The organism is Deinococcus peraridilitoris DSM 19664 (assembly GCF_000317835.1).
Lineage (GTDB): Bacteria > Deinococcota > Deinococci > Deinococcales > Deinococcaceae > Deinococcus_A > Deinococcus_A peraridilitoris.
The window spans coordinates 1,611,626-1,624,988 of sequence record NC_019793.1 but is presented as its reverse complement, the minus strand read 5'-3'; the positions used below and the strand labels follow the sequence as shown (position 1 = coordinate 1,624,988).

The 13,363-nt window shown below is 67.0% G+C and carries 4 protein-coding genes; all 4 read right to left on the bottom strand.

Annotated features, from left to right (window positions below; all coding sequences use genetic code 11):
* Positions 1 to 14 precede the first annotated feature (14 nt).
* Genes drmB through drmD form a run of 4 tightly spaced genes read right to left on the bottom strand, consistent with a single transcriptional unit; the run spans position 15 to position 13,103 of the window.
* Entirely contained in the window at positions 15 to 1,862 is a 1,848-nt protein-coding gene (drmB, locus tag DEIPE_RS07975; protein WP_015235476.1) for a DUF1998 domain-containing protein, read from the bottom strand.
* A complete protein-coding gene (gene drmA, locus DEIPE_RS07970; protein ID WP_015235475.1) occupies positions 1,859 to 5,764 on the bottom strand; it encodes a DISARM system helicase DrmA in 3,906 nt (1,301 codons plus the stop codon). The genes drmB and drmA overlap by 4 nt, the downstream gene beginning before the upstream one ends.
* Positions 5,761 to 10,005, bottom strand: a complete 4,245-nt coding sequence (locus DEIPE_RS07965; RefSeq protein ID WP_015235474.1) for an Eco57I restriction-modification methylase domain-containing protein — start codon at positions 10,003 to 10,005, stop codon at positions 5,761 to 5,763. Before DEIPE_RS07965 ends, drmA begins: the two co-directional genes overlap by 4 nt.
* Positions 10,005 to 13,103: a DISARM system SNF2-like helicase DrmD gene (gene drmD, locus DEIPE_RS07960; RefSeq protein ID WP_015235473.1), complete on the bottom strand. Its 3,099-nt coding sequence runs from the start codon at positions 13,101 to 13,103 to the stop codon at positions 10,005 to 10,007. The genes DEIPE_RS07965 and drmD overlap by 1 nt, the downstream gene beginning before the upstream one ends.
* Between the last annotated feature and the right edge of the window lie 260 nt (positions 13,104 to 13,363).

The following is a 13,363-nucleotide window of genomic DNA, read 5'->3' as shown; positions in this document are numbered from 1 at the left end:
CGGGCGCCGGCACGTCACAGGCTCCCGAAGAAGGCCGCCGTCGAGCATTCGAACGTGGGAACGAGCAGCGCCCGGTCCAGGTAGCGATTGCCTCGCTCGCACGACGTTTCTGCCACGAAGTTGCACGCATGGCAGGCCGCGGCGTGCAACGAACGGTCCTGACCCGGGTCGTGTTCGGAGCACAAAGGATCCGAGGAACAGATCCTCGCTCGTCGAAGCGCCTGGATCATGATCCGGCCGAGGTTCTCCGGTTTGCCGAGCTCCACCAGGCCACCCAGCGTCCCGTCCGAGTCGGGGGCGGCGGTGTAGAGCAAGATGCCCGCCATCGGGTCGCTCGGGTCGTCCTCGGCGTAGATGCGCTCGCGGATACTGGCGGCTCCGTACCCACACTCCAGCGCGAACTCGCGGATCAGCAGGTGCGACAGCGTATGCAGCATCGCGAAGCGGACGCCCGGGTAGTTAGCTTCCGGGGGAAGCTCGCGGCTCGTGCGCCAGCCGCGATGCCCGCGTCGCAAGCGTTCGTCGCGCTCGCCGACGGCGGACCACCCTTCCCAGGCGCGCAACGTGCGCTCGTCGAACCTCAGGAAGACCCCCTCTCCGTGTACCTCGGACGCGGGGACCCAGCGGGGCGGGTCGGCGGTGAGCGAGGCGATCCGTTCGTGCGCGCTGATGTCGCGGATCTCTTCGGGCGAGTCGATGCGCGAGAACCCGAGGAGCGCGTTCACTTCGCGCAGCCGCTTCACCAGCGACACTTCCGACAGGAAAGCCTCGAACCCGGCGGGCACCGCGACCCGCTCGCTGAGAAAGTGGGGCCATGCGGACGACGACGAGGGGCTCGTGAGCACGGTCCACTCGGGCCGCTTCATGTCGCTTTCCGTCACGCCGTCCGGTTCGGCACCGCCGGCGCCCGACCGCTCGCGCTCCATGGCAGACCAGACGTCTTCGGGCGTCACCTCGTCGAGCACCGGGTAGCGTCCTCGCTTGCGCAACGTCTTCAGCACTCCCTTGAGCTCGCCGACGTCGTCCGCTTCCTTGAGGTCTTCCCAGGCGTCCTGCACGAACTGGCCGAGCCTGTCCTCGGCGAGTGGGATGGCGAGGGCCGAGAGCGTCACGGGGAACCAGGCGTTGGTCGCGCCGAGCACCACCGCGCGCGGCCTGGCCTCGCAGTCGCTGTCGTAGCGATCGAGGTGAGGGTGCCGCCCCCGACAGGCGGGAAGCGCGCGGCGGCCTTCTTCGCCGAACGCGTGGGCCAGGGACTTCGCGGATTCGCACTCGTCGCAGCGCACCCACAGGTTCTCGGTCTGCAAGGACGCGCCGCGTTCGAAGAACCTCAGGGTTCCTCGACAGGCCGAGGGCCCGCCGTGGACGAACCAGTGCCAAGGGAAGTCGTCGAGGTGCCCATGACCGCAGGCGAGCAGAAACCGGGCGGGTACCGCGTCGCTCTTCTTGCCCTTGTCGCAGTTCGTGTGGACGAACGAGGTCCGCTCCGGTCGGAACGGGTCCGGGTCGAGGTCGAACAGGCCGGAGTCGTACTCGGCGAGCAGGCCGCAGCGGACGCAGCGCAGCCAACGTGGGAACGGCCGGACGGGCACCCCTTGATGCGCCTCGGCGGAGAAGGGGTCGGCGTCGTCCTCGGCCACGGGAGGTTTGCGCAGCCGCTCCACCTGCGGTCCCAGCGACCGGCGCACCGCGGCGAGCAAACGTGGTTCGTCCAAGACTTCGCACAGGCTCTCCCGCCACAGGTCGAGCCCCATGGTCACGACCGAGAGGTTGGGCAGGTCGACGAGTGCGCCTGGGCCGTACGTCCACAGGAGCTGACTCGGGCGGACGGTCCCGACGGGCGCGGTGGTGGGTTTGCTCATGATTCGACTCCTTCGTGCTCGGCGGGCGCGGCCCGCCAAGCGGGACCGTCGGACATCGCGGACTTGTCCATCACAAGGCGTACTCCCGGCTCGACCTCACGCATCGACATCGGCACCGTGAACTCGGCCCAGGGTGAGGCACCCGGAGCCTGCAACAGCGGGGCGACCGTGCCGCCGCCTTCCTGGTAGCCCAGCACGCGACCGGGACGCGACGCTTCGCGGATCCAGCGGTCGAAGCGCGCGCGGGCCATGTCGCGCGCGTCGTCTCCGGCGGCGCTCCTGCCTGTCACGAGGCCGGCGCGGCGCTCGACGATCGACGTGGCCGCCGCGGGTTCGGGGCTCGGCCCGCCGCCCAGCACCGCCGCGCCTTCGTTGGGATTGAGGCCCGCGTCGTCCAGGCGCACCAAGCTCACGAGCGTGCCGGTGAGGCCGCGGTCGAGCGCGCGCGGAGCGAACGGTGTGACACTCTGCGCTTCCACGTGCTGATAGAACGTCGCGTGGTAGTGCTCGAACGACTCGTAGTGCGAGAGGTCGCGCGGACGCGACCAGGACAGCACGGTGACGACCAGTCCGGGAAACGAGCGGCCGACGCGGCTCGTCGCCTGGATGTACTCGGCGGTCGTCTTCGGTTGCCCGTTGACGGCCATCACCCCGAGGCGGTTCACGTCGACCCCCACCGACAGCATGTTCGTGGCGAGCACGACGTCCACGGCGCGCGCCTCGCCTTTCGACCACGCCCGCTTGTGCTTCGTCTCCAGTCGGTCCAGCGTGAGCGGGATGTCCCGGTTCGACACGCGCGACGTGAGCTCGACGACTTCGCGCACGGAGCGCTGCGCGAGCCCCGGGCGAGCGATCTGGCTCATCTGGACGCGGAACGAACGGGTCTGCACGTCGTCCTCGGAAAGGCGCTTCATGCCGCCCAGCTCGCGCAGCGCGTTGAAGTATCCCACGAGCGTCATGTAGGGATCGGCGGCGTCTCCGAAACGTTCGAAGAGCGCCTGGGCTCCGGTGAGGAGAGCGACGTACACGCGGATGAGCATCGCGGGCTTGGACGAGCCGGGCGCGCATACGCCCAGGTAGAGCCTCCCCGGCTTCTCGTCGGTCGGGGTCTGCTTCGAGAAGAAGTTGTCCCCGACGTCGAGACCGTGTGGGGGAAAGACGGCCACGCACCGTAGGAACACCCCGTTGACCTGCTCGGCCGCCTTGCGCACCGTCGCGGTCGACGCGATGACCTTGGGCCGAACGGTCGTCCCGTCGTCGAGTTTCCACGAGCACAGCGCGTCCACCGCCGTTTCGTACAAGCCGACCATGGTTCCCAACGGTCCCGAGATCAGGTGGAACTCGTCCTGGATGATCAAGTCGGGCGGCCGAATCGCTCGAACGTTCCGGACCGTCGTCTTCGGGAGGCTGCCTTTCGCGGGATGATTGCCGGTGCAGTCCGAGTCGGGCCAGAGCAGGCCGTGCCGAGGGCACTCGCGTTCGACCCGGCCGAACAAGGTCCTCACCTCGCCCTTCCACGCCATCAGCGCGAACTTGTCGACCGTGGCGATCAGCATGGTCGGGGGCCGGTGGTACAGCTCCTCGTCGACCACCACGACCGGGAGCCCGTCCCCACGGGTGTCGGAAAACGGGCAGGCGTCGGCGACGTTGGGGCAGTAAAGGTGCGTGAGGCCCCGCTCGCGGTCCACCACGACGTCGCGCTTCGGCTCGATCGTCGATCCGCACCACGGACAGGTCGTGAGCTGCGCCGGGCTCGCGCTGCGCGGGCGCTTGCCCTCCTTTTCCGCCTTGATTGCCTCGTGCGCTTCCGCGACCGTGTTGGGCGTGCTCTTCTGCCCGACCCACAAGCCGATCCGGAACGGCGACCGCCCCCACACGTCGGGTGCCGCCGTACGCAACTGCTCCATCGCGCACAACAGCGCGCTCGCGCGCTGGAACTGCTGCATCGTCAGCAGGCGCAGCGTGTACCGCATGACCACGGCGAGGCCGCGAGACGCGTCGAGGCCACCGAGGTCGGGGCGGAGACGGCGCATCGCCATCGCGAAGGCCGCCACGCCCAGGTACGCCTCGGTCTTGCCGCCGCCCGTCGGAAACCAGAGCAAGTCCGCCTCGCCCTCCACCGGGTCGGTGCGGTCCTTGTGCGCCGGATCGGCGAGCGAGGGAATGCCGAGCAGCACGAACGCGAGCTGAAAGGCGCGCCACGAGTGGTTGCCCGGGGTGTCGACGTCGCTCGGCGAGAGCGTCTCGCCGCGACGACGCCGAAGCGAGTAGATGGACCGGACTCGCTGGTCGGCCATCGCGAGGTTCGCGAAGCGGAACGCTGCGAGCGCTTCGTCGTCTCCCCGAAGTACGTCCACGCCCACCTGCAAACGGTCGCGCACGTGTTCGCAGCGCTTCAGCGCCTCCTTCGCCGTGTCGTCCCAGCCGTCGACGCCGTGACCCACCTTCGCGCGCTGGGCTTCGATCCAGCTCGAGTACGACGCGACGAAGGCGTCCAGCCCGGAGGTCAGCGCGTTGCGGTCCATCGCCGCGAGGCGCCGCATGTCGAGGAAGTCGCTCGGCAGGTCGTCCTGGGGAGGCGTTTCCGTGATGGGCACTTCGTAGCTGGGCATCACCCCTGTCCGGACTTCCGTGGCTCGCTCAGGATCGCCGGGAGCGACGCGCGCCGCGACGGCGACGCCGTGACCCACCGCGAACTCGACTTGCTCGCGGTACAGCATCGCGAGCGCCTCGCGCTCCGGATCGCTTCCGTCCGGCTCGAGGGGCGGACGGCGCCGGAAGGAGCCGACTCTGCCGAGGTCGCGGACGACCAGTTCGGGCTGAAAGAGCCACGCGGCGTCCACGTTCGCGTCCGGAGTCCGTTGGGTGTTCACCAGGAACAGCGTCACGAGCCGATCCCGGCCGTTCGGATGGAGTCGCACGCGTCCGCGGACGACGACCGACGGGCAGGCGGGGTCGGGCGCGACGGGCTCGACGACGTCTCCGGCGAGGTGCAACGCGAACTTACCGCCCGACGGCCGCCGCTTCCAGGCACGCAACGGCTTTTCGGTCCGCTCGTTCACGTGCCGCTCGCTTTCGCGGCGTTCGTAGCGGCCCCATGTCGCTTCGACTTCGACGTGCGTGGTACCGGCATCCAGACAGAAGGTCATGCCGAACGAAGACGGCACGATCGACGCGTTGCGCGACGCGTCGAGTTCGGCGACGTCGTCCTCGGGACTCGTGCGACCCGACGCTCCCCCCAGCTCCTGACCCGGGTCCGCCGCCACACCTTCGCGCGGGCGTAAATCTTCCGGCTCCTCGTCCTGGTCGTCCTCGTTCGATAGAATCGGGTTCGCCGTCGTGTCCACCGGAGCGAGCTTCCCGACCAGGTAGCGGTCGCGCACGCTCATCTCGACGATTTCCTCGTGCGGTCCGTCCGCGGGCCCGAGCAGGTCGTCGACGACGGCAAGCCTCAGCAGCTCGCGCAGGTACGCTTGGTCGCGACTGGTCGGCAACTCCGCGTAGCCCATCCCGAGGCTTGCCCGGATCGCGGCCTCGAACGCCGTCCAGCCGAGGCGCGAGGCGAGGAGGCGGGGATCGTGACCGCCGAGGCTCAGCGACTCCAGCGAAGGTTCTCCGTCGATCGCGCGAGTCACGTCGAAGTAGTAGGTCGTTTCGGAAGCGGTGGAGCGTACGCGGAAGATGCCCCCCACGTGCACGGCGCGCCACTCTCCACCGTGCTCCTCCGCGACGAGCACCGCGTCGCCCTCCTCCAGGTCGCGCCACCGCTCCTTGTCGCCCGGGAGGACCAGCGTGTGGACATCGAGCCGCGTCCAATCGTTGCGGCCGATCAACCACGCGTTGGGAATTCGCGGCGGTCGCTCTTCGGGAGCGCCTCGCCGGCGCCGTACCTCGTTCGTCATGCGGAATCACTCCTCTTCGTCGGCGCGGAATCCAGGAGGCTCGGTTGTCGGTCGGTCGACGTACCCTTCGAGACTCGCGTCCCCGGCTTGGTGGGCTTCACGGGGATCTCCGCTTCGGCCTGCTCTTCGTCGTAGCGCTCCTGATTGAGGTCCGCGAGGCGACGCAGGACCTCGAGGCGAGCCGCCTCCGAGACAGTGAAGCGCCTCCGGTCTTCGGGGGGCAGGAAGGGAACGTCGTGGAAACCGTGTTCGAGGTCGAAATCGAAGCCGTACAGGGCTGCGAGTCGCTCGTCCACGAGACGGTGGACGCGTCGCAGCTCAAGGATGGCTTCGTCCTCGACTTCGGGATCGTGGAACATGTTGTAGAGGTCCGTCAAGCCGACGTCGAATGAGGCGTGACCTCGCTTCCTAGCTGCCCGCAGAGCCGCACCGAGGGCATGCAACTCGTTGTCCTTAGAGGGAAATGGGAAAGTCTCGAAGCAGTCGGTCGGCGTGTAGCGAAGGTCTCGCTTCATCCGCGAACCGTACTTCCACGCCCAAACCCCGTGGATCGACGAGTTCAGGATCGCGTAGCTGTCGTTGTCGAACAGCGTGATTATTCCTAGTGTGTTAGCAAAGACTTGATAGTTGGAACAGAACTCGAACGACGGATACTTGGTGGCTCCGGTCGCGAAACAAATTACTTCAGCGGGTGCAGGTTTTTGCTGGCTCCAATCACGGGGGTGGCTCCAAAAGTTCGCGCCCCGTCCAATCGAATGGTACAAGCCCGTTGCTTTCTCTGCATGCTGCCACCACCGTAGGGCTCGGGCCTCTCTCTGTAAAAATCTGCCATTCTCATCTTTCCGCTGACGGTCAGGCTTGACGTCCCTTTCTACGATAGTTAGAACGCTGGGATAATCCTCAGCTGCGTGCCCTGGAAAGTCTGACGGCACGGTTCCCACCTTTAACCAGTTTCGCCTTTGGACCTCGTCGGCACTTACCCAAACTCCTTCAGCACCACGTGAAAGGGGCCAATCCCAGAAGTTAATGACCCATCGGGATGCGTGTTGCTGCGGATGAGTTGTAAGATCGTCTCCAATAAGGTACGGGAATAGCACTTCACGATTCTCTGCCGTCTCGAGTAGTCGACTTGCAACGTGTGGCTCAAGGACGAAGCCCTGCCCCAGGGTGATAGAGCCTTGGAACGACTTGCCCTCATTCGATTTCAGGGGCAGTGCCTTTTTGTCGGCTTGGTCGGTCAGGAAAGCTGAAATTAGCTGAACGTCGCGGTCGAGAAGGATCTTCTTGCCTCCCCAGTCACCTTTCGTGATGTGAACTCGGCTAGTCACGACTGCAGCTTTGCCAGGCCAGGACTCGTTCGGATGTGCCTCGAAGATGACTGCTTCCTCTGACGTTAGTCGCGCCAATCCGATTTCTCGTGTAGCGCCTTCGGCAATGGTGTTCACGGCGATCAAGCCCAGGTAGCCCGCTTCGCGGAGAAGGTCATGACACGACAGAAAGAAGTAGGCCACAAGGTCGGCCGACCCCTTGTTGCCGTCGGCATGGAAGCTCACCAGGTAGTCACGGAACGCCGCTCCCATAGCGCTCGTAATCTTTTGTCCACCGAGGAAAGGAGGATTACCGACGAAAGCGTCGAAGCCGGCATTGCCGCGGACGAACACCTCGGGAAACTCGAGCGGCCAGTGGAACGGTCTGTGCCGACGCTTTCGGGTCGGCACATCCGTCGAGAGAGCCGCGCGCGCGCGCGCTGCAACGGCCGCCTCTCCCGCATGGTCACCTTTCAGCATACCTCCGACCTCGTTCGCTAGCACAATCAGGGCGGGTTCCAGGCGTTGAGGAGCGGCCGCGTGGCGCAGCGCCTCACCGATCATGGCGTCGGCGGCTAGGTGTGGACGTTCGAGGACGGAGCGCGCCTCGGCATCGAGTTTCGCCATCTTCTCGACGTCCTGGATGTCGAGGATCGGGGTGTCGCGCAGCCGACTTCGCGCCGAGACGGCTGCCTTCACGGCACGTTCGACGTCCCCTGCGAACAGGAGCTGCTTCCCAGTGGGCGTCATGGCGAGTTCCGTGAGTTGCCTCAATGCGTGCAGGCCGAGCAGGCTGTCTCCGTGGCGAAGGTTGTGGTCGAGGAAGCCGAAGGGCCGGCCTTTCGCGAGCGTCACGAGCCACAACGACAACTTGGCGAGTTCGACGGCGAACGGATTGATGTCCACGCCGTACACGCAGCGCTCGGCGACGAGGCGACGAGCGAGCAGCAGGCGCTCCTCCGCGTCGTTCGAGAGTGGCTCCACGCCCTCGGAGGTCTCTCGGACCTCACCGAAGGCGTCGACCACCTTCCCGCCGGCTTCGGCGTTCGCCCAACTCTCGACCACTCGATCGCCGAGCCAACGACAGACTTGCACCAGGAAAGCGCCCGAGCCCATCGCCGGATCGCACACCTTGAGGTCGAGCAGCTCTCCTGGCGTCTTGAGCCGCCAGTCCTCGCGTGGCAGCCCTTGAGCTGGACCATGGTACGCGAGTGGCGTGAGCGTGGTCGCGACCACTCGTTCGGTCAGCGCCTTCGGCGTGTAGTGCGCGCCGGTCGTGCCCCGTTCGTCTCCCGAGGTCACGGCGAAGGCGCCGGCAGGGTACACGATCGGCTCCCCCCACGCGTCGAGCCGCAGCAGGCGCGCGAAGGGCAGGACGCGTTCCAGCAGGGCGCGGTCTCCTTCGCACGCTTGCAACAGGCGGGCACGGTCGGTGTCCCCGACTTCCTTGGCAAGCGCCTTCGTCAAGCCGGGCTTGGCGCGGCCGGTCTTCTTGACCAGGAAGTCGACGAGCTTGGCCGTTCCGTCGAGCTGGGCGGATTCGAGTTCGGCGAGCTTCACCGAAGGATTGCGGAACTTGGCCGATCCTTCGAGGCCGAGCGTCGGCTCCGGGAGGCGCGTGACCGTGCGTTCCAGCAACCCTTCGTAGACGTGGCCGATCTGTTCCACGTCGAGAGCGCGGTACGAGAGCACTTGCGCCCCGTCGCCGCGCTCGAGTTTCTGCAATGCCGAGAGCAGCAGCAGCACGGTCCTGTTGTCGATCGGGAGAGGCTCGGCGCCCTTGTCGCGCCAGCTCGTGTCCTTGGTGCGGCCTTCGAGGAACGGGAAGCGGTCCGGGTCGAACAGCGAACCGCCGAGCGCCGGGAGACGCAAGGATTCGTGCTCGACGCCGCCGTACACCGCCCGAAAGGTCGCCAGCAGGCGGCTCCAAGCGTCGTGACGCCGCTCCAGGACCGCGGGGCCGTCACGATCGGCGGCCTCGTCGAGTTGGCCGCGCAACGTCGACACGGCGTAGCTTTCGTCCCAGGTGGGATCGCCGAGGAGAAGCAGGCCGCGCTCCTCCGCGCACAGCAGGACGACGAGCCGCATCATCACCGTGAGGCCGGCTTCGTACAGTTCGGTGGGGGAAACGTCGTGCAGCAGCGCGTCCCCCTTGTCGCGGTTCGCGCGGTCGATGGAGTGCACGAGCACTTCGACGGCGCGCTCGACCTGCTGGCCGAGGGTGGACGTGACTTCCTCGCGGTACTCGGCCGAGCGGTCCAGCAAGGCCCACGGAGTGCCCTCGTCTCGGCCGAAGAGGCGACGCGCGTTCAGCAGGGAGTGGAAGGCGCGCAAGGTCACGGCTTCTTGCCACCAGTAACGGGCGTACCACGAGACGTGGCCGGACACCGATCCGAGCGGCGCGTCCACGAAGGCCCAGCGTTCGCCGTTCGTCACGATCGCCGAACGGACCCCCAGGCCGCGGCACAGCGTCACCGTGCGTTCGAGCGGCGAGGAGGTGCCGCGCGCCCGCGCGAGCGGCTTGTCGAGGGGCGTGTTGGGATCGTGGACGACGACCAGCAGCTTCGGCGCGTTGTCGGCACGTCCTACCACGAAGGTCGGACGCAGCGCTTCCCCCGACTCCGGGACGACATGGACGAACGTGTTCCCCTCCGGGTCGACGGGCGTCAGCAGAGGGGGTCCGTACGACAGGACCTCGTCGAGCACGATCTTGACCCACTCCCGATGCAGGCCGGCGAGCAGCGGGTCCTCGTCGACGACGGCCTCCCGCCACTCCCTCCAGGCCTCGTGGACGCGGCGTCGCGTCCCGGGGTCGAGGGTGTCGAGACCTTGCTGGAATTCCGCGCCGAGGACGTCGGGCGCGAACCAGGCGCCGGCGACGTCGACCAGGGAGAGCCAGTCGAGGGTGGAGTCCGTTTCGGAGAAGAGTCTCATCAGGCACGCCCCCGCAGTGTGGAGTCGGGAACCAGAAAGACCACCGCGACCGGGAAGGTGCGGGGGGTGGGATCGGCATGCCGCTGCCGGGTCGCTTCGAGTTCTCGGGCGCGCTCCTCGGGAATCCGCCGCAGGCGTTCGCGCAGCGCGGCACGGTCTCGTTTGAGCTGCTCGGCTTCGGGTGGGGAGAACAGCATGGGTTGAATCGGCTCCTCGTGTTCGATCTCGCGGCGCAGCGCGGCTTCCAGATCGTCGAGCACGCGCTCGACGTCCTCGGCCTCCGCTTTCGCCCGGCGTTCCAGGGTGTTGACGAGCGTCGCCATGCGGTCGCGCGTCCGAGCCTCCACTGCCGCCAGGATCGACGTTTCGTGACGCCCGAAGCGATCGGCCAGCGCGTGGAACAGCCCCTCGTTCACCTTTCCTGGCGAGGACGCCCGCTCAAGTTCGCGCATGCGGAGCACCTGCGGGATGCGTACGAAGCGGTCGTGCCCCAGCTCCCCGCCGGCGAAGGTCAGCTCTTCGTGGAGTCGGCGGTGGTCGCCGCCCGTGACGACCAGCCTGGACCACACGCCGACGACCGGCACGGGGAGCAACTCGTCGGGAACGGAACGGACGGTGACACGGTGCAGCCGCTTGTTTTCCTCGAGAGACCACACTTCCGCGCGCAGCAGGCGGAGCGCGAGTTGCACGAGGTTGTGTTCGAGGTGGGCCAGGACGACGTCATCGCGTCCTTTGGCGACTTGGTAGTCGAACGTGATGGAGCGACGCACGTTGGTGAACGGGTGTTCCAACCCGGCGCTCGCGCGACCCCATGATCCGGTCGCGACGGGGACGTCGAAGACCGTGCCATCCGGTGCACCGGGCAAGGAGACCGGCACGAGCGGCAATTGATGGTCGAGCCGGAGTGCGAGCTTCACGGCACGCGCGACGCGTGCCGGTTCCAAGCCGAATTCCTCGCGCGCTTCCATCAGGCGCGCGTGCAGGTCGGCGACCCGGTCGCGCAGTCGGCGTTCGACCGCGAGCGAACCGCGGGCCACGTCCGCTTTCCGCTCGGCGTCGCTGGTGTCGAGGCTGCGCGCACGACCGAGCATGGCGTCTTCGATCCGACGTGCGAGCACGGGACCGACGCTTCCGAGGTCCTGCCGGATCGCGTCGACCTTTGTGGCAGCTCGCATCAAGAATTCCGAGTCGTCGACCTCGCGGGTGTCGCTCGCACCCGCGGTTCGCTTCCCGACCGGGTGCCAAATCGACACCGTGGGAGACCGCTGACCGTGGCGGTCGACGCGCCCGTTGCGTTGCTCCATGACGTTCGGGTTCCAAGGGATCTCGAGGTGGAGCAGGGTGTCGCAATGGTTCTGCAGGTCGATGCCTTCTGAAGCCGCATCGGTCGCCAGCAATATTCGCACGGGCGACACCGACGGGTCAGCCTGAAAGGATGCCTTGACGACCTCACGCTCGTCGTGCGGCAGACCACCGTGCAACTTCGCGAGCCGTTCGCCCGCGTACCCGTTCGCGGCGAGGATTTCCTCCAGCCAGGTCATGGTGTCGCGGTACTCGGTGAAGATGATCACGCGACGATCGCTCCATTCGCCTTCGGGGCGAACTTCCCGTCGTAGCCAAGCCAGCACGGCGCGGGCTTTGGCGTCGGGCCTGTTCTTGGCACGTTCCGCCCACGAGGTCAAGCGTTGCAGCAACGACTTCTGCTCGGAGGTGAGCAGGGTCGCCACGGCGCTCGCCGCGTGCGTCGCCTCGTCCTGGAGACGCTCGGCTTCGACGTCGTCGGCTTGGTCCTCCTCGGCGAGGAGGAGGGCCCTGCGCAGGACGCGGTCGTCGAGATCGCCGTGTTCGCGGCGCTCCCGTGTTCCTTCCAGGCTGGTGCGGTGTGCGGCAAGGGTCCTGGCGAAGGCGCGCGGCGAGGAGAAGAGGCGTTTTTTGAGCAGCTTGAGCACGAAGCTGGTGGCGTACTCGTGCCGCGTGCCGCTCGAGGTTTCGAGCCGGGACTTCGCGTACTCGGACAGGACACCGTGAACTTCGCGTTCCTCGGCGTCGTATTCGACGTCGAGTGCGCGCAACTCCCGGCGAGGATAGAGCGGTCGTCCTTCCGAGTCCACGAGTTCGCTTTTGAGGCGGCGCACCATCACCTGCTGCAGTTGCTTCGGGTCCGGCTGAACCGAGCGTGAGAAGCGCCGGTCGTCCAGGAGTTCGAGCAAGGACGTGAAGGACTGCTGGTACCCGTTGTGCGGGGTCGCGCTCAAAAAAAGTTTGTGCTCGAAGTGCGGCGCGAGCTTGCGGATCAATCGGGTCCGCTGGCTGTCGACCGCGTAGTTGTCGCTCGCGGCCGGCGCCACGTTGTGGGCTTCGTCGACGATCAGGACGTCGAACCGCCGGGGGTACGTCGTGTGCGGCGGCAACACGTCGTCGATGAGACGCAGTCCTTCGCCGCTCTTCGCCCAGTCCATCGACGTGATCAAGCGCGGGTACGACGTCCAGGGGTTCGCGTGGATGCCGCGGCGCCGGCGGAAGTCGTGCAGGTAGGCGGTGTCGACGATGCGAAACTCCAGGCCGAACTTCTCGCGCATTTCGGTTTGCCACTTCACCTGCAGCGAGGCGGGCACGACGATCAGCACGGTTCGCGCGCGGTGTCTCAGCAGCAGTTCCTGCACTACCAAGCCCGCCTCGATGGTCTTGCCAAGGCCCACGTCGTCGGCGATCAACAAGTTGACGCGGGCCATGTCGACGGCCCGCGCGACGGGGTCGAGTTGGAAGTCTTCGATTGTCGCGCCGCTGCGGAACGGCGCTTGGAGCAACGCGCGGTCGGCATTCGTGGCGGCGCCCCAGCGCACAGCGTCGAGAAAGGCGTCCAAGTCCTCGGCGGCGTCGGCTGCCGCGGGCTTGGGCAGCCCCGCCCGCTCCAGCACCCTCGCGCCGGGCTCCAGGTCCCAAACGACGTCGAGTTCGTCGCGCGGGCCGTCCTCGTCTACCGACGTGACGCGAACGAGATACGAGAGGTTCCCAGTGTCGAGGGAGGCCGCGCGCACGTCCCCGACGATCCAGCGGCGTCGGCGAACCTCTACAAGCTGACCGGGTTCAGGAACCATGCGACGGCCTGCACGGTTCGAAGCGATTCTGTGCGAACATTACTCGCAGACTAGCTCAGCATTTTAACGGAATGGCAAGAACGTGAGCCACTCGTCGTTCTCGACGCCGGATGCTTTCGAAGACGTGCATGGTGTTGTCACGAGTGACGGGGGTGCCATCAAGCGCGTGGAGGCACGACAGCCGCGCCCATTCCCGAAGTCAGGCCGGCCGTGATGGTCCGGCACGACTTCGATAGCTACGCCGGATAGCAGCCTTCCTC

Bases quoted from the DNA above. Each gene is read 5' to 3' on its own strand.
- drmA (WP_015235475.1), bottom strand. From the start codon at position 5,764: ATGACGAACGAGGTACGGCGCCGGCGAGGCGCTCCCGAAGAGCGACCG.
- drmD (WP_015235473.1), bottom strand. From the start codon at position 13,103: ATGGTTCCTGAACCCGGTCAGCTTGTAGAGGTTCGCCGACGCCGCTGG.
- DEIPE_RS07965 (WP_015235474.1), bottom strand. From the start codon at position 10,005: ATGAGACTCTTCTCCGAAACGGACTCCACCCTCGACTGGCTCTCCCTG.
- drmB (WP_015235476.1), bottom strand. From the start codon at position 1,862: ATGAGCAAACCCACCACCGCGCCCGTCGGGACCGTCCGCCCGAGTCAG.